Here is a 16,003-nt window from a genome sequence, read left to right as displayed (position 1 = left end):
TTTTTAGCTTCGTGTTATTCACTAAAATTTTCCGGTAAAAACGCCTGCATATTGGTCCACATGACGCCGCTTTCTTTTCCGTATTGAAACACGCAAGGGGCCACTTCATCAATAGCCTCGCGTTGGCAAATATCTTGAAGTTTAGTGTAAAAGCGTTTGGCAAGTGCGCGAGCTTCCGGATTTTGGAAATAAAATAAGCCGATGCGGGAATATAAGCTTTTGAAGCTATTTAAAATTAAGCCATAAACTGGATTGTCTGAAGCAAATGCCAAATTACGGAATACATCGTAGTCGAATTTTGTGTAATCTTCAGCTGTATCTTGTAAGTTATTGAGCGGTTGCAAAATACTGAGTGATTGTTCCTTTGCGCGTTTAAAGGCTTTGGGAATGTAAATCATTGAAATGTCAGTACGCGCCGAGCGCATGTTGGCAATAAGCGAAGGCAATCTTGTGCCATCGAGCTGAATCATGGTCTCTAGAATATTAAGACCGGAGGTTTCCCAAATATCATTTACTTTTGTTGGTTTACCATGTTGGATGCTGAGCCAACCATCACGAGCTAAGCGTTGTAATACTTCACGTAACGTTGTTCTGGTTACACCAATTTTATCGGCAAGTTCACGTTCGGCAGGTAAATCAGAACCTGGGGGAAAATAATTATTCCAAATGCTTTTTACAATATATTCTTCAGCTAAAGCGGCAGGACTTTGTGCCTTTAGAAGAGTCGAGTCATTATGCATAATTGTTCAGTATAAATAGAGGGTAAATTCGCCGTTATTATCGTAGAAACGCCTATACATTACAATTAGATAATTATTTTTTAAATTCATTGACAATATTTGCGATTTTTGACAGAGTTGAACGCGGAATTGCCTCCAATAGCGTAGGTTAAAATATTGTTAATTAAAAGAATTAAGGTCAATTTGTATGGACAATTATCAACAGGCGTTTCTAAAAAACTTTTTGGGCTCGAGTCCGAACTGGTACAAAATAACGATTGTCGCCTTTCTTGTTATTAACCCTATCTTATTTTCAATTTCGCCTTTCTGGGCTGGGTGGTTATTAGTCATTGAATTTATTTTCACCTTGGCGATGGCACTAAAATGCTATCCACTACAACCCGGCGGGCTACTTGCTATTGAAGCGATTTTTATTGGCATGACAACACCAGAGCACATTAAAGCAGAAGTGTTGGCTAACTTTGAAGTGATTTTGCTATTGATGTTTATGGTGGCGGGTATTTACTTCATGAAACAATTATTGTTGTTTGTGTTCACTAAACTGCTTCTTAACATCCATTCTAAATTAGTGCTTTCCTTGGCGTTTTGCTTCAGTGCAGCTTTTTTATCGGCATTTTTGGATGCGTTAACTGTGGTTGCGGTAATCATCAGCGTTGCAATGGGATTTTATGGCGTATACCACAAAGTCGCTTCCGGTGGCACATTCTATGATTCTACCGATATTACGAATGACGAGAAAATCGGCACTCACCATGAAACTTTAGAAGAATTCCGCGCCTTTTTACGTAGCTTAATGATGCATGCCGGGGTTGGTACTGCATTGGGTGGCGTAATGACGATGGTTGGTGAACCGCAAAACTTGATTATCGCGGATCAAGCTGGTTGGAATTTTGTTGAGTTTTTCCTTCGCATGGCGCCGGTGACTGTTCCAGTCTTTGTTTTGGGCTTGCTAACTTGTGTTGCATTAGAGAAATTTCATTTGTTCGGATACGGTGCAAAATTACCGCAAAAGGTATGGGAAGTATTGGCCGATTTTGATCGCGCCAATATGAAAAAAATGAGTAAACAAGAACGTCTGAAACTCATTGTGCAAGCAATAGTCGGCATTTGGTTGATTATCGGTTTAGCATTTCATTTAGCTTCCGTAGGGTTGATCGGGTTAAGTATTATCATTTTATGTACTGCATTTTGTGGTATCACAAGTGAGCATACCTTAGGTAAGGCTTTCCAAGAGTCTTTACCATTTACCGCACTTTTAGTGGTGTTCTTTACGATTGTTGCAGTGATTATTGACCAAAAACTTTTTGCACCGATCGTGCACTATGTTTTGTCTGCGGAAGAAAGTACTCAACTCACATTATTCTACGCTTTCAACGGTATCCTTTCTGCTATTTCCGATAACGTATTTGTGGCGACAGTCTATATTAACGAAGCAAAAAATGCCTTGGCTGCGAATATTATTCCACCGCATCAGTTTGAATTATTAGCTGTGGCGATTAATACGGGGACTAACTTGCCTTCCGTCGCAACACCAAATGGACAAGCGGCTTTCTTATTCTTATTGACATCATCGCTTGCACCGCTTATTAACCTTTCCTATGGTAGAATGGTTTACATGGCATTGCCTTACACCATTGTGTTATCGTTGGTAGGTTTCTTGGCTGTGGAATATATTTTACCGCCAATGACAATTTGGTTGGCGAATTTAGGCCTAATCATGCCAATTTAACATTTTTTAGGGAGAAAGAGTGCTATGCTAAAGTTTTTCAAAACACTTTCCGTACAACGTAGCGGTTGGTTGTTATTGATAATCTCAGCATTGGTGTTGGAAGGGATTGCACTTTATTTCCAATATGGCATGGAATTGCAGCCTTGTGTGATGTGCGTTTATGAAAGAGTGGCGTTATTTGGAGTAGCCTTTGCAGGACTTTTCGGTTTAATCGCACCACGTTTTTTAATAGTCCGTTTATTGGCGCTATTAATTGGTTTTGTCAGCGTGGTTAAAGGGCTGTTGCTTTCTCTCAAACATGTAGACTACCAACTTCATCCTGCACCTTGGAACCAGTGTTCTTATTTGCCGGAATTTCCACAAACTCTACCATTAGATAAATGGTTTCCAGTGCTATTTCAACCTACAGGCTCTTGTGAGGATGTGGCTTGGTCATTCCTTGGCTTTTCAATGGCGCAATGGATTGTAGTCATGTTTGCCGTTTATTTACTTGTGTTGTTAGTTGTTTTAATTAGTCAATTCAAGCGTCTTGATACGAGAGGGAGAAGACGTTTATTCAAGTAACGTTTTCTATTGAAAGATGTAAAAAATGGTGTTGTATAAAACAACACCATTTTTTTATTTTATATATCTTGCACCACGAATTGTAACGCATGGCGGGCAAACAATTTCGCTTTACGTTGTTTTAAATGCTTTAAACGCAAAGTACGTGCTTGTTGTTGATGAATGAATTTTTTCTTAGTTGGTTTGAGAAATCTTTTCTTGTTCATTGATATTTTCCTCTGTTTGTCGATTTTCATGTTGTTTATTTTCACTCAAATCGGAATGTTCTTTCTCTGCATTTTTGATCTCATTATCAGATTCTTGCGTTAATTTCTCGCTTTGGTTTTGCTGAACGCGATAATAATTCACAATACTATTCATGTAACGACGAATATTTTCGATGTATTGAAATGCTTCATAGCCTCTTGCATAGCCGTATTTAAGGTTTGAATAGTAACGTTTTTCGGCTAATAAAGGTAAATTCTTTTTGACATCAACCCAGTTATCCGGGTTGCCCCCTAAATTTTTGGTGAGACGGCGGGCATCCAGCAAATGGCCTAGCCCCATGTTATAAGCGGCAAGGGCAAACCAAATTCTTTCTTCATCATTGATACTGGTAGGCATTTGTTCAAGCAACCAATGTAAATATTCTGAACCGGCTTTGATACTTTGCTCGGGATCCGTTCGATCATGAATTTTCATATGTTCAGCGGTATCTTTCGTCAGCATCATGATGCCTCGAACACCTGTTGGTGAGGTGGCATCAGGGTTCCAATGGGATTCCTGATAGGCGATCGCTGCTAATAAGCGCCAGTCTAAATCACCTTTATGCTTAGTAAAGAGCGGTTCAAATTTTGGAAGAATTGTTTCTATCGCATTTAAATAAGATTTTGCGTCAACATAGTCAAAGTCACGAAAATGGCTAAAATATTTTTCTTCAATCTTGGCAATTAAGCCGGAATCTATAGCGCCATTCATGAAATCTAATAAAGCTGATTGCAATTCATTAGATGCGTTGTTCGCTAAATACCAATGCACGCCCATTTCATCGGTTAAGTCAAAGGCCACAGCAATTTGTGGCTTAATATGTTGTGCGGCTGAAATATCTAAAGAATTAGCAATCGTATAATCAATTTTGCCATCAGCAACTTGTAATAACAGTTCTTCTTGCGTTTGTTTTTTATCGACCATCCAGGTTAGATGAGGATTTTTTAGTTTGGCTTCTTTCAGAATATGTTCCAATTCTGCATTATCCGGAATGACGAGTTGGCTATTAATTTGGGCTAAAGAATGCGGTCGATTTTCACCTTTTCGATAAGCAATTTGCCAAGAAGCAGAATAATATGACGGTCCCAATTGGAAATGTTCAACTTTATTGGGCTGATAAAAAAGGTTTGCCGCCGCAATATCAATAGCATGCTCATTTAAGGCAGTGAAAAGTTCTTCACTGTTGTTTAAAGGTTTGATTTCCAGTTCGACATTCAAATAATCTGCAAACGCTTTGCTGAGTTCGTATTCTAAACCGGATTGGCCTTCAGCATTGATAAAGTAAGAAATGGGATTATTAATGGTTCCTACAATTAATTTCCCACGACTTTGAATGGCGTGATAAGGGTTTTCTTCTGATGACATGACTTGCCGCCATGGAAATACCATATCTAGTGCCCATAAGAGCAAGCATATGCCTGCAATAATACGTAAAAATAAACCTTTCAAATGATCTCTTTCTCTAAAAAATATTAGCGATTCCGCTCAATAATGACACCAACGTTATTGGCCTGTGCAACGGCTTTAGGTTTGCTCAATTTGAGTCGAAGTCGGCTAATGTTAAATTGACGTTGTAATTGATCTGCCACTTCATTGGCAACCCGCTCAATTAACAAGAATGGCTTGGATTGCACATAATCAATGATAAATTGGCTGATTTCGGCATAATTTAACGTGTATTGAACATCATCAGTTATCGCAGCCTGACGCGTATCCCAAGCCATTTCGACATCAAAGATCAGTTTTTGTTTAATTTGTTGTTCCCAATCATAAACGCCAATTTGCGCAAATACGCTCAATCCTTCAATAAAAATGAGATCTTTCATGATGTTCCTATCGTTATCACTTAAATTTTTGTGGGCTTATACTATCAACTTTGGGTACAATAGACGAACAATTTTTCCATTCCAAGGAAGTCCTATGAGCCTTTTCGCCCTTTTCTACATGTTATTGAGCTATTTACTTGGTTCTATTTCTAGCGCGATTTTATTATGTCGTATTGCCGGCTTACCGGATCCAAGAAAGGCAGGATCGAATAATCCTGGTGCAACAAATGTATTGCGTATTGGTGGACGTTGGATTGCGCTTGGGGTTTTAATTTGTGACCTCTTAAAAGGTATGTTGCCGGTTTGGCTCGGTTACTCTTTAGGCTTAACCCAATTTGAATTAGGCATGGTAGCGTTAGGTGCATGTTTAGGGCATATTTTTCCTATTTTCTTCAAGTTTAAAGGAGGAAAGGGTGTTGCAACGGCTTTCGGTGCCATTGCACCAATTGGTTGGGGGGTATTATTTTCAACTTTGGGAACTTGGGTTTTCGTTTTCCTTATTAGCGGTTATTCCTCGCTCAGCGCAGTGATTAGCGCGTTATTAGTTCCGCTCTATGTTTGGTGGTTTAAACCGGAGTTCACCTTTCCTGTTGCTTTAGTTTGTTGTCTTCTCATTTATCGTCACCATGAGAACATTCAACGTTTATGGCGCGGAGAAGAAGATAAAATGTGGAATAAGTTTAAAAAGTAGCAGTGAAAAGTAAGAATAAAAAAGTGCGGTCATTTTTGACCGCACTTTTTGTTTTTATAAGTCTTAATTAGTGGTGAACACCGGCTAATGCTTTTTCAAAGCGTTCGTTAGCAAAATCCCAGTTCAATACATTCCAGAATTCTTTGATGTAGTCCGGACGGCGGTTTTGGAATTTCAAATAGTAAGCGTGTTCCCAAACGTCTAAACCGAAGATTGGTGTGCCTGAACAGCCGGCAAATTCTTTACCCATAATTGGGTTGTCTTGGTTTGCTGTAGAAACCACTGCAAGTTTGCCATTTTCTAACACTAACCATGCCCAACCGGAACCAAAACGGGTCGCTGCCGCTTTTTCAAATTCCGCTTTGAAGTTTTCAACGGAACCAAAATCACGTTCGATGGCATCTTTTAGTGCGCCTTGTAATGTTGTGCCTTTTTTCAAACTTTTCCAGAATAAGCTGTGGTTTAAGTGACCACCTGCATTGTTGCGTAATGCTGGGCGTTTTTCAGGTGCAACTTCATGTAAGTGCGCCAATAATTTACCCGGGCAACCATCGGCAAGTTCTTGTAATTCCGGGGAGTTTTCTAACACAGCGTTAGCGTTATTGACATAAGCTTGGTGATGTTTAGTATGGTGGATTTCCATAGTTTGCGCATCGAAATGAGGTTCTAATGCGTCATAGGCATAACCTAATTCAGGTAAAGTATAAGCCATAATTTTTTCCTTTTGTTAGAGTAAATTCATGTTTAAAAAACGGGAAAATGATAGCACAAAAATTGATTAAGATCATTAAATGCTATGGTTGATGCATAAAAAAGAAGATGGCAACTAGCCATCTTCTTTATTTTTTGTTATGCACATTATTGTGCTTTTACCGCAGCAATCGCCACCATATTAATAATACGGCGAACAGAAGCGACTGACGTTAAAATATGTGCTGATTTTTTCAAGCCCATTAAGATTGGCCCAACAGTTGTCGGTGTTGCCGTGCCTTGTAATAGATTTAAGCTGATACGCGCAGCTTCCATATTTGGCATCACTAACACGTTTGCCGCGCCTTTGAGTGGGCTGTCCGGCATCACGTCATCACGGAGTTGTTGTGATAAAGCAACATCACAGTGCATTTCGCCGTCAATAGAGAGTTCCGGTGCTCTTTCTTTCACTAAACGTAAAACGTTACGCATTTTGACCGCACCTGGGGTGTTGTTGCTGCCGTAATTAGAATGTGAAATTAAGGCAATTTGCGGTTCGATACCAAACAGGCTGACTTCTTTCGCTGTCATGAGCGTAATTTCCGCTAATTCTTCCTCTGTTGGATCGTTGTTCACGAAGGTATCGGCAAGGAATAAGTTGCCTGCCGGTAGCACCAAACCGTTAACGGTAGCGGCTGTATGTACGCCTTCTTGCAAACCAATGACGTTTTTGAGGGTTTTTAAATGATCAGCATAATGTCCTACTAAACCACACAACATGGCGTCGGCATGACCTAAATGTAACAACACGGCACCGATAGCGGTTGGGTTGTTAAACATTTCACGTTTGGCAATGCTTGGTGTGACGCCCGAGCGTTTGAGCATGTCATAGTAAGTTTTACAACATTCTTGATAACGTGCGTCATTTTCAATGTTAATTAACTCGAAATCACGTCCCGCTTGAATATGTAAACCGAGTTTTTTAATGCGTTGTTCAATCACGCTTGGGCGTCCGAGTAAAATCGGATAAGCGATGCCTAAGGTCGAGATTTCTTGTACGGCGTGTAAAATTCGGGTTTCTTCACCGTCGGTTAATAACACACGTTTCTTGTCTTGTTTCGCTTGCGCAAACACCGGTTTCATAAACAAGTTGGTTTTATAAACGAACTGGGTGAGTTGTTCTATATAAGCATCAAAATCTTCGATCGGACGGGTTGCTACGCCGGAATCCATCGCGGCTTTCGCCACAGCAGGGGCGATACGCACGATTAAACGAGGATCGAATGGTTTTGGAATAATATATTCCGGTCCGAAAGACAATTCGCTGTCACCGTAAGCCGATGTCACCACATCGCTTTGTTCGGCTAATGCCAAGTCGGCAATGGCCCGCACCGCGGCAAGTTTCATTTCTTCGTTAATGGTGGTGGCGCTGACATCTAATGCCCCGCGGAAAATGAATGGGAAGCAAAGTACGTTGTTAACTTGGTTCGGATAGTCGGAGCGACCGGTACACACAATGGCATCCGGGCGGGCTTCTTTTGCCAATGGCGGTAAGATTTCCGGTTCCGGGTTGGCGAGTGCCAAAATTAACGGATGTGCCGCCATGGTTTTTACCATGTCTTGTGTTAACGCACCCGCAGCGGAACAGCCCAAGAAAATATCTGCATTCGGAATCACTTCGGCTAAGGTACGTTTGCCGTTATCATCGATCGCATACAGTTTTTTGGTTTCATCCATGCGATCATCACGATTTTTGTAGATCACGCCTTTGGAGTCGCATACGGTAATATTTTCCCGTTTCATACCGAGGGAAACTAATAAGTTTAAGCACGCAATCGATGCAGCACCGGCACCGGAGGCAACCAGTTTCACGTTTTCTATTTTTTTATCGACAATACGTAAGCCGTTTAACACCGCTGCGGCAGAAATAATTGCGGTGCCGTGTTGGTCATCGTGGAAGACAGGAATTTTCATTCTTTCACGTAATTTACGTTCAATGTAAAAACACTCCGGTGCTTTAATGTCTTCTAAGTTAATCCCACCGAAGGTTGGTTCAAGAGACGCGATAATATCGACGAGTTTGTCTGGGTCGTGTTCATTCACTTCAATGTCGAATACGTTGACACCGGCGAATTTTTTAAACAACACGCCTTTCCCTTCCATCACCGGTTTACCTGCTAAAGCACCGATATTGCCTAAACCGAGCACCGCGGTACCGTTCGAAATTACCGCCACCAAATTGCCACGAGAGGTATATTTATAGGAATCTGCCGGATCTGCCTGAATGGCTAAACAAGGTGCCGCAACACCGGGGGAATAAGCCAAGGCTAAGTCGCGTTGGGTGGCAAGCGATTTGGTTGGTGTCACTTCAATTTTTCCCGGAATTGGGAATTCGTGGAAATCTAATGCTGCTTTTTTAAGTTGTTCATCCATAAAAATATCCTCTGTTGAATAAATTCAGTTAGAAAAAAGTACCCCGCATTATAATTAAAATAGAAAAGAATTCTGTGACATTTCACACATTATTAACAATTTGTCGGAAGTATGAAATGTTGGTCTATGGTGTTTTAATAAAGTGCGGTCACTTCTTGTCGTGTTTTTCCGTGGGCGAAGGGCGAAAATTAGCGCTATAATACGTGAGGATTTTTATAAGGAATTTTTATGCGCTTAGATAAGTTTTTAGCGGAAACAACCGGTTTAACCCGTTCACAGGCAGCAAAAGTATTACGCCAAAGTGCGGTCACGATTAACGGTAAAATTGAAAAGAGCGGGGCGGCGAAAGTGAGCCCTGATGATGAAATTTATTATGATGGTGAGCGTTTAACGTGGGTAGAAAACGGGCAATACATTATGTTGCACAAACCACAAGGTTACATTTGCTCCCATGAAGATGGCGATCATCCGACTATTTATCAATTTTTTGATTATCCTTTATCTACCCGTTTGCACAGTGCCGGGCGGTTGGATGTGGATACCACAGGTTTGGTGCTGTTGACGGATGATGGACAGTGGTCTCACCGTATTACCTCACCGAAACACCATTACCCGAAAACCTATTTAGTGACCTTGGCAGATCCCGTTGAGGCGAACTATGCGCAGGCTTGTGCCGAGGGCATTTTATTGCGTGGGGAAAAGGAGCCGACCAAACCTGCTGCATTAGAAATTTTAGATGATTACAATGTCAATTTGACGATCAGCGAGGGTCGTTATCATCAAGTAAAGCGGATGTTTGCTGCTTTAGGGAATAAAGTTGTCGGGTTGCATCGCTGGAAAATCGGTAATTTGGTGCTAGATGATGATTTAGGCGAAGGGGAATTTCGTCATCTCACTGAGGAAGAGATCGCATACTTAGGTGGAGAATCCTAGTTTGAGTTCAAATAAAACAGTCAAAACAAATTTTATTTTTGTGGTGGCGTTGGGTATTTTGTCCATGTTGCCGCCATTGGGTGTGGATATGTACCTGCCGGCGTTTTTGAATATTGCGCAGGATTTACAGGTCACAAACGATCAGGTGCAACATACGCTAACCGCTTTTGCTTATGGTTTGGCGCTGGGGCAATTATTCTGGGGGCCGTTCGGTGACAGTTTCGGACGCAAGCCAATTATTTTGTTAGGCGTAACGGTTTCTGCGATAGCGGCATTGATTTTAACGCAAATCCATTCTATCGGAAATTTCACCGCACTTCGTTTTGTTCAGGGCTTTTTTGGTGCGGCGCCGGTGGTATTGGTTGGCGCATTGTTGCGTGATTTGTTTGACAAGAATGCACTTTCCAAAATGATGTCGACAATTACGCTGGTGTTTATGATTGCGCCGTTGATCGCACCGGTTGTCGGCGGTTATATTGTCTATTTTTTCCATTGGCACGCCATTTTTTATGTGACTGCTTTCATGGGACTATTGAGTATTTTGCTGGTCTTTTTTGTGGTGCCGGAAACGCATCATAAAGAAAATCGGATTCCGTTACGCTTGAATATTATTGCCCGTAATTTTATGGCGTTATGGAAACAAAAACCGGTGTTAGGTTATATGTTCTCAACGTCCTTTGCCTTTGCCGGCTTATTTGCGTTTTTAACGGCAGGATCGATTGTGTATATCGGGATTTACGGCATCAAGCCTGAAAATTTCGGCTATTTCTTTATGTTGAACATTGGCGTGATGACCTTTAGTTCATTCTTAAATGGGCGTTTAGTGGCTAAATGGGGGGCGGAGACCATGTTCCGTTTGGGGCTTGGGATACAAGGTTTGGCGGGCATCTGGTTGTTGCTTGTGGCGTTATTAGATTTGGGTTTTTGGTCAATGGCGCTGGGCGTAGCAGTGTTTGTGGGACAAAATCCATTGATTTCCTCTAATGCGATGGCCTCTATTTTAGAAAAGTTCCCCAATTCGGCAGGATCGGCGAATTCTATGGTCGGGAGCGTACGGTTTGGCATTGGCGCTTGCATGGGATCTTTGGTGTCTTTATTGCCGATCAATTCGGCGGCGCCAATGTTATTCGCCATGGTGCTTTGTTCTGTGATTGCGGTCGTTTGCTACGTTACGTTAACGGTTAAATATCGGGAATAACCCACGAATTAACTCAGTTATATCAAGGGTTTCGCACATTATGAGAGGTATTCGTATTTGTAACAAAGAACGAAATTTGTTCTAAGTCAAAAAGTGGTTAAACTACCACTAAATAGTTATGTGATTTAACCCTGCCATTTAATTTCCTTATGATAGAATGCCCCGCAAAAATAAGTCTGTGAAACAATCTGTTATGGTAAATCAATTAATTCTCGAAAATCTCGCTTGCCAACGTGGCGATAAAGTCCTTTTCCAACACTTGAATTTACAAATTCAGGCGGGAGATTTCGTGCAAATTGAAGGGCATAACGGCATTGGTAAAACCAGTTTGCTACGCATTGTTGCAGGCCTTGCTTCACCACTGGAAGGAAAAGTGCGGTGGAATTCTGAAGAGATTACTAAACAGCGTGAAATTTTCCATTATGATTTGTTGTATTTGGGGCATCAGAGCGGCATTAAACCTGAATTGACTGCTTGGGAAAATTTGCGCTTTTATCAGCAAATCGGGCATTGCCATCAGGGGGATGATTTGTTGTGGGAGGTATTACAAACGGTCGGTTTGCTTGGTCGAGAAGATATTCCTGCTGCACAACTTTCTGCCGGACAGCAAAAACGTATTGCGTTGGCTCGTTTGTGGTTATCAAAAGCGCCGTTATGGATTTTAGATGAGCCATTTAACGCTATCGATAAAAAAGGTGTGGCGGTTTTGACCGCACTTTTTGAGCAACACGCACAAAATGGCGGTATCGTGATATTAACCAGCCATCAGGAAGTGCCGAGTGCTCGGTTGAAAAAAATCAATTTAGAACAGTTTAAGTGTATAGAGTGACGGCATGATCTTTTGGAATATTATTAAACGCGAACTACAAATTGCCATGCGCAAACAGGCGGAGATTCTTAATCCGTTGTGGTTTTTTCTTATCGTGATTACCTTGTTTCCATTGGTTATTGGGCCTGATCCGAAACTGCTTTCCCGTATTGCGCCCGGTGTGGCTTGGGTGGCAGCATTGTTGTCAGCGTTATTGTCTTTTGAACGTTTGTTTCGTGATGATTTTATTGACGGTTCTTTGGAACAGGTGATGTTGACGTCTCAGCCATTGGTATTAACCGCGCTGGCGAAAGTGTTAGCGCATTGGTTGTTAACAGGCTTGCCATTAATTTTATTGTCGCCTATCGCAGCATTATTGCTGTCATTGGAAATATCAATTTGGTGGGCACTAGTTCTGACATTATTATTGGGCACACCGGTATTGAGTTGTCTTGGTGCTATTGGTGTGGCGCTTACGGTGGGATTACGCAAAGGCGGCGTGCTGTTGAGTTTACTGGTTGTCCCGTTGTTTATTCCTGTGCTTATTTTTTCTGCGTCGGTGTTAGATGCCGCCGGATTAAATTTACCTTACGGCGGGCAATTAGCCATTCTTGGTGCGATTTTAGCCGCGGTGGTGACATTATCTCCTTTTGCTATTGCGACGGCATTACGGATTAGTTTAGATCAATAGAGGATAGTTTATGTGGAAGTGGTTGCATCCTTATGCAAAATCGGAAACTCAATATCAATTATGCGGTAAGTTCAGTCCTTATTTTGCGGGTCTGACGGCGCTGTTATTAGTCATCGGTATCGTGTGGGGTATCGCATTTGCGCCTGCGGATTATCAACAGGGCAATAGCTTCCGCATCATGTATGTGCATGTGCCGACAGCAATTTGGTCGATGGGGGTTTATGGCTCCATGGCGGTTGCGGCATTAGTTGCACTTGTGTGGCAAATTAAGCAGGCACAATTGGCAATGATTGCCATGGCGCCTATTGGGGCATTATTTACCTTCTTGGCTTTGGTGACCGGTGCGATTTGGGGAAAACCAATGTGGGGTGCCTGGTGGGTATGGGATGCCCGCTTAACTGCTGAGTTAATTCTGTTTTTCTTATATTTAGGCGTGTTGGCATTGTATTCTGCTTTTCAAGATCGCAATGTCGGTGCAAAAGCCGCTTCTGTCTTGTGCCTCGTTGGTGTGGTGAATTTGCCGATCATTCACTTTTCGGTGGAATGGTGGAATACCTTACATCAAGGTGCAAGTATTACAAAATTAGAACGGCCATCTATTGCTACACCGATGTTGCTGCCGTTGATTTTATGTATCTTTGGTTTCATGACGTTATCCATTTGGTTGACGTTGGTGCGTTACCGCAACGAATTATTGAAAGAAGATGCTAAACGCCCGTGGGTAAAAGCATTGGCTGAAAAATTTTAGTTTGAATCGGGGGAACTATGTTTTTTGAATCTTGGAGTGAATTACTGGATATGGGAGGCTACGGTTTTTATGTGTGGCTTTCTTATGGTCTGAGCTTATTGGCGATTGTGGTGCTTATCGTGCAAAGCCTTGCAGGCAAAAGTGCGGTGCTAAAATCTATCAAACGCGAACAACAACGTGAAGCCCGTTTACAACAAATGAAACAAAAAGGAGATACGCTATGAACCCGAGACGTAAATCTCGTTTATCCGTGGTCTTATTCGTACTGTTAGGTGTGGCTGTGGCTTCTGCTTTAGTGTTATACGCGTTACGCCAAAATATCGACCTGTTCTATACACCATCAGAAGTGGTTTACGGTAAAAATGATAATGCCGATCAAAAACCGGAAGTAGGACAACGTATTCGTGTCGGTGGCATGGTTGTTGCCGGTACGGTAGAACGTGATCCAAAAAGCTTAAAAGTCCGTTTCGATTTGAACGACATTGGTCCATCTATCAGCGTTGAATATGAAGGGATTCTTCCCGATTTATTCCGTGAGGGGCAAGGCATTGTTGCACAAGGTATTTTAAAAGAACCAACCTTGTTAGAAGCAAGCGAAGTGTTGGCGAAACACGATGAAAACTATGTGCCGCCGGATTTAGAAAAACAAATGCAAAAAGTTCATAAGCCGATGGGTGTTTCTGATCTGAAAGGTGAGAGTGAACGCGATCGTCAAGAAAAAATGAAAGAAGGTCAGTAATGATTGCAGAATTAGGAAATTATGCTTTAGCACTAAGCTTAGCAATCGCCATTTTATTGGCGATTTTCCCTTTATGGGGTGCGGAAAAAGGGAGTGTACAACTGATGTCCTTGGCGCGTCCAATGACATATGGTTTGTTTGTCGTGTTAACTTTTTCTTTTGGCGCCTTATTTTATTTGTTCGCTGTTAACGATTTCAGCGTGCAATATGTGGTGAATAACTCTAACACGACATTGCCGATTTACTATCGTTTATCTGCGGTATGGGGTTCCCATGAAGGCTCATTGTTATTATGGATTTGGTTGCTGTCTTTGTGGAGTGCAGCGGTCGCGTTATTTAGCAAACACTTACCACAAGAAGCCACTGCTCGCGTGCTTGGTATTATGGGGATTATCAGTATCGGCTTCTTGCTTTTCGTGTTATTTACCTCCAATCCATTTAACCGCACTTTCCCTGAATTTCCGGTGGACGGAAAAGAACTTAACCCGTTATTGCAGGATGTCGGATTGATTTTCCATCCGCCATTGTTATACATGGGATATGTAGGCTTTTCTGTCGCCTTTGCTTTTGCCATCGCGTCTTTGATGACCGGTAAACTTGATACCGCGTGGGCTCGTTGGTCACGTCCTTGGACAATGGCTGCATGGGTTTTCCTAACACTCGGTATCGTGCTTGGTTCTTGGTGGGCATATTATGAACTCGGCTGGGGTGGCTGGTGGTTCTGGGACCCGGTAGAAAATGCCTCCTTTATGCCTTGGTTGGCGGGAACGGCGTTATTGCACTCTTTAGCAGTAACGGAAAAACGCGGTTCTTTTAAAGCCTGGACGGTGTTGCTCGCAATTTCTGCGTTCTCCTTGTGTTTGCTTGGCACATTCTTGGTTCGTTCCGGTATTTTGGTTTCTGTGCATGCCTTTGCATCTGATCCAACCCGTGGTTTATATGTCTTAGCCTATTTAATCGTGGTGATTGGTGGCTCCCTGACCTTGTACGCTTACAAAGGAAGCCAAATTCGTTCACGTGATAATGCGGAGCGTTATTCCCGTGAAAGCCTGTTGTGGTTAAATAATATTTTATTAATGACCGCACTTTGTGTCGTATTGTTGGGAACATTGTTGCCTCTTGTACACAAACAGTTAGGCTTAGGCTCTATTTCTATTGGTGCGCCGTTCTTTGATCAAATGTTCCTGATTATTATGACACCGTTTGCTTTGTTGTTAGGTATTGGCCCGCTTGTGAAGTGGCGTCGTGACCAATTCTCTGCAATTCGCACACCGGTGATTGTCAGTTTGATTATCATGCTTATTGCCGGTTTTGCACTGCCTTATTTGTTGCAAGACAAACTCACCGTCAGTGCTGTATTAGGTACGATGATGGCGGTGATTATCGTATTGCTTAGTCTTTATGAAATGCATCAACGTGCCACCCATCGGGAAAGTTTCTTGAAAGGGGTTACAAAATTATCCCGTTCCCACTGGGGCATGGTATTCGCGCATTTAGGGGTGGCGATGACCGTTTGGGGAATTGCGTTCAGTCAAAACTACAGTGTTGAACGCGATGTCCGCATGAGTGTGGGGGATACCGTACAAATTGCTGACTATGATTTCACCTTCAAAGGCATTAGTGATGCTAACGGGCCTAACTATATCGGTGGAAAAGCACAAATTGATATCACCTATCATGGTAAACCGGAAGCGACATTATTTGCTGAAAAACGTCTTTATACCGTAAGCAAAATGCCGATGACTGAAGCGGCTATCGACTGGGGCTTTACCCGTGATTTATATGTGGCATTAGGTGAAAAATTAGAGAATAACGCCTGGGCATTACGCTTATATTATAAACCGTTTATTCGTTGGATTTGGCTAGGCGGATTGTTTATGGCGCTGGGCGGTTTATTGTGTATGTTTGACCGTCGTTATCGCTTTAGCAAAATTTTAAGCAGTGAAAATGCGCAATAAATCTTCATT

General features: G+C 42.1%; 17 protein-coding genes. 11 read left to right on the top strand and 6 right to left on the bottom strand.

Features of this window, described 5'->3' with window-relative positions:
- Positions 1-14 precede the first annotated feature (14 nt).
- Positions 15-740, bottom strand: coding sequence for a fatty acid metabolism transcriptional regulator FadR (gene fadR, locus AC30SH_RS07155; RefSeq protein ID WP_489582319.1), 726 nt, complete (start codon positions 738-740; stop codon positions 15-17).
- Positions 741-927: 187 nt separating this feature from the next.
- Here fadR and nhaB point away from each other — a divergent pair, with 187 nt between their 5' ends.
- A complete protein-coding gene (nhaB, locus tag AC30SH_RS07150) occupies positions 928-2,469 on the top strand; it encodes a Na(+)/H(+) antiporter NhaB (RefSeq protein WP_489582318.1) in 1,542 nt (513 codons plus the stop codon).
- A 24-nt stretch (positions 2,470-2,493) separates the two neighbouring features.
- Positions 2,494-3,033, top strand: coding sequence for a disulfide bond formation protein DsbB (gene dsbB / locus AC30SH_RS07145; protein ID WP_489582317.1), 540 nt, complete (start codon positions 2,494-2,496; stop codon positions 3,031-3,033).
- Between the two features lie 59 nt (positions 3,034-3,092).
- Here dsbB and AC30SH_RS07140 read toward each other — a convergent pair whose 3' ends face one another.
- Genes AC30SH_RS07140 through folB form a run of 3 tightly spaced genes read right to left on the bottom strand, consistent with a single transcriptional unit; the run spans position 3,093 to position 5,105 of the window.
- Positions 3,093-3,239, bottom strand: coding sequence for a hypothetical protein (locus AC30SH_RS07140; protein ID WP_162837158.1), 147 nt, complete (start codon positions 3,237-3,239; stop codon positions 3,093-3,095).
- Positions 3,208-4,728 carry a membrane-bound lytic murein transglycosylase MltF gene (gene mltF / locus AC30SH_RS07135; RefSeq protein WP_489582316.1) on the bottom strand — a complete coding sequence of 507 codons (1,521 nt, stop codon included), beginning with the start codon at positions 4,726-4,728 and terminating at the stop codon, positions 3,208-3,210. The genes AC30SH_RS07140 and mltF overlap by 32 nt, the downstream gene beginning before the upstream one ends.
- Positions 4,729-4,751: 23 nt before the next feature.
- The gene (gene folB, locus AC30SH_RS07130; RefSeq protein ID WP_048750628.1) at positions 4,752-5,105 is read right to left on the bottom strand and encodes a dihydroneopterin aldolase; all 354 of its coding nucleotides are present in this window, start codon (positions 5,103-5,105) and stop codon (positions 4,752-4,754) included.
- 94 nt (positions 5,106-5,199) lie between these two features.
- Here folB and plsY point away from each other — a divergent pair, with 94 nt between their 5' ends.
- Positions 5,200-5,796 (top strand): glycerol-3-phosphate 1-O-acyltransferase PlsY, encoded by a 597-nt coding sequence (plsY, locus tag AC30SH_RS07125; RefSeq protein ID WP_489582315.1) that lies wholly within the window; start codon positions 5,200-5,202, stop codon positions 5,794-5,796.
- A gap of 67 nt (positions 5,797-5,863) precedes the next feature.
- Here plsY and sodA read toward each other — a convergent pair whose 3' ends face one another.
- Together sodA and AC30SH_RS07115 are read right to left on the bottom strand one after the other, a co-directional pair.
- Positions 5,864-6,508, bottom strand: coding sequence for a superoxide dismutase [Mn] (sodA, locus tag AC30SH_RS07120; RefSeq protein WP_489582314.1), 645 nt, complete (start codon positions 6,506-6,508; stop codon positions 5,864-5,866).
- Positions 6,509-6,654: 146 nt separating this feature from the next.
- Entirely contained in the window at positions 6,655-8,919 is a 2,265-nt protein-coding gene (locus tag AC30SH_RS07115; protein ID WP_489582313.1) for an NADP-dependent malic enzyme, read from the bottom strand.
- 228 nt (positions 8,920-9,147) lie between these two features.
- Between AC30SH_RS07115 and rsuA the strand changes: the two genes are divergently transcribed.
- The 8 genes from rsuA to AC30SH_RS07075 all read left to right on the top strand — a co-directional run bounded on the left by rsuA (position 9,148) and on the right by AC30SH_RS07075 (position 15,994).
- Positions 9,148-9,852 carry a 16S rRNA pseudouridine(516) synthase RsuA gene (gene rsuA, locus AC30SH_RS07110; RefSeq protein ID WP_489582312.1) on the top strand — a complete coding sequence of 235 codons (705 nt, stop codon included), beginning with the start codon at positions 9,148-9,150 and terminating at the stop codon, positions 9,850-9,852.
- Position 9,853: 1 nt separating this feature from the next.
- On the top strand, positions 9,854-11,050 hold the full coding sequence (locus AC30SH_RS07105) for a Bcr/CflA family multidrug efflux MFS transporter (protein WP_489582311.1): 1,197 nt from the start codon (positions 9,854-9,856) through the stop codon (positions 11,048-11,050).
- Between the two features lie 193 nt (positions 11,051-11,243).
- A complete protein-coding gene (ccmA, locus tag AC30SH_RS07100) occupies positions 11,244-11,879 on the top strand; it encodes a cytochrome c biogenesis heme-transporting ATPase CcmA (RefSeq protein ID WP_489582310.1) in 636 nt (211 codons plus the stop codon).
- A 4-nt stretch (positions 11,880-11,883) separates the two neighbouring features.
- Positions 11,884-12,549: a heme exporter protein CcmB gene (gene ccmB, locus AC30SH_RS07095; protein WP_006717132.1), complete on the top strand. Its 666-nt coding sequence runs from the start codon at positions 11,884-11,886 to the stop codon at positions 12,547-12,549.
- Between the two features lie 10 nt (positions 12,550-12,559).
- Positions 12,560-13,297, top strand: a complete 738-nt coding sequence (locus AC30SH_RS07090) for a heme ABC transporter permease (protein WP_489582309.1) — start codon at positions 12,560-12,562, stop codon at positions 13,295-13,297.
- A gap of 17 nt (positions 13,298-13,314) precedes the next feature.
- On the top strand, positions 13,315-13,521 hold the full coding sequence (gene ccmD, locus AC30SH_RS07085; protein WP_006717136.1) for a heme exporter protein CcmD: 207 nt from the start codon (positions 13,315-13,317) through the stop codon (positions 13,519-13,521).
- On the top strand, positions 13,518-14,036 hold the full coding sequence (ccmE, locus tag AC30SH_RS07080) for a cytochrome c maturation protein CcmE (protein ID WP_109432758.1): 519 nt from the start codon (positions 13,518-13,520) through the stop codon (positions 14,034-14,036). The genes ccmD and ccmE overlap by 4 nt, the downstream gene beginning before the upstream one ends.
- Positions 14,036-15,994: a heme lyase CcmF/NrfE family subunit gene (locus AC30SH_RS07075; RefSeq protein ID WP_489582308.1), complete on the top strand. Its 1,959-nt coding sequence runs from the start codon at positions 14,036-14,038 to the stop codon at positions 15,992-15,994. The genes ccmE and AC30SH_RS07075 overlap by 1 nt, the downstream gene beginning before the upstream one ends.
- The last annotated feature ends 9 nt before the right edge of the window (positions 15,995-16,003 follow it).

It is taken from the genome of Aggregatibacter sp. HK296 (assembly GCF_980469475.1).
The sequence above is the reverse complement of the archived record's forward strand: the minus strand, read 5'-3'. Positions and strand labels throughout refer to the sequence as shown.

What these genes read in the sequence shown, in the direction of transcription:
- fadR (WP_489582319.1), bottom strand. Translation starts at nt 740, where the DNA reads ATGCATAATGACTCGACTCTTCTAAAGGCACAAAGTCCTGCCGCTTTA.
- nhaB (WP_489582318.1), top strand. Translation starts at nt 928, where the DNA reads ATGGACAATTATCAACAGGCGTTTCTAAAAAACTTTTTGGGCTCGAGT.
- dsbB (WP_489582317.1), top strand. Translation starts at nt 2,494, where the DNA reads ATGCTAAAGTTTTTCAAAACACTTTCCGTACAACGTAGCGGTTGGTTG.
- AC30SH_RS07140 (WP_162837158.1), bottom strand. Translation starts at nt 3,239, where the DNA reads ATGAACAAGAAAAGATTTCTCAAACCAACTAAGAAAAAATTCATTCAT.
- folB (WP_048750628.1), bottom strand. Translation starts at nt 5,105, where the DNA reads ATGAAAGATCTCATTTTTATTGAAGGATTGAGCGTATTTGCGCAAATT.
- plsY (WP_489582315.1), top strand. Translation starts at nt 5,200, where the DNA reads ATGAGCCTTTTCGCCCTTTTCTACATGTTATTGAGCTATTTACTTGGT.
- sodA (WP_489582314.1), bottom strand. Translation starts at nt 6,508, where the DNA reads ATGGCTTATACTTTACCTGAATTAGGTTATGCCTATGACGCATTAGAA.
- AC30SH_RS07115 (WP_489582313.1), bottom strand. Translation starts at nt 8,919, where the DNA reads ATGGATGAACAACTTAAAAAAGCAGCATTAGATTTCCACGAATTCCCA.
- rsuA (WP_489582312.1), top strand. Translation starts at nt 9,148, where the DNA reads ATGCGCTTAGATAAGTTTTTAGCGGAAACAACCGGTTTAACCCGTTCA.
- ccmA (WP_489582310.1), top strand. Translation starts at nt 11,244, where the DNA reads ATGGTAAATCAATTAATTCTCGAAAATCTCGCTTGCCAACGTGGCGAT.
- ccmB (WP_006717132.1), top strand. Translation starts at nt 11,884, where the DNA reads ATGATCTTTTGGAATATTATTAAACGCGAACTACAAATTGCCATGCGC.
- AC30SH_RS07090 (WP_489582309.1), top strand. Translation starts at nt 12,560, where the DNA reads ATGTGGAAGTGGTTGCATCCTTATGCAAAATCGGAAACTCAATATCAA.
- ccmD (WP_006717136.1), top strand. Translation starts at nt 13,315, where the DNA reads ATGTTTTTTGAATCTTGGAGTGAATTACTGGATATGGGAGGCTACGGT.
- ccmE (WP_109432758.1), top strand. Translation starts at nt 13,518, where the DNA reads ATGAACCCGAGACGTAAATCTCGTTTATCCGTGGTCTTATTCGTACTG.
- AC30SH_RS07075 (WP_489582308.1), top strand. Translation starts at nt 14,036, where the DNA reads ATGATTGCAGAATTAGGAAATTATGCTTTAGCACTAAGCTTAGCAATC.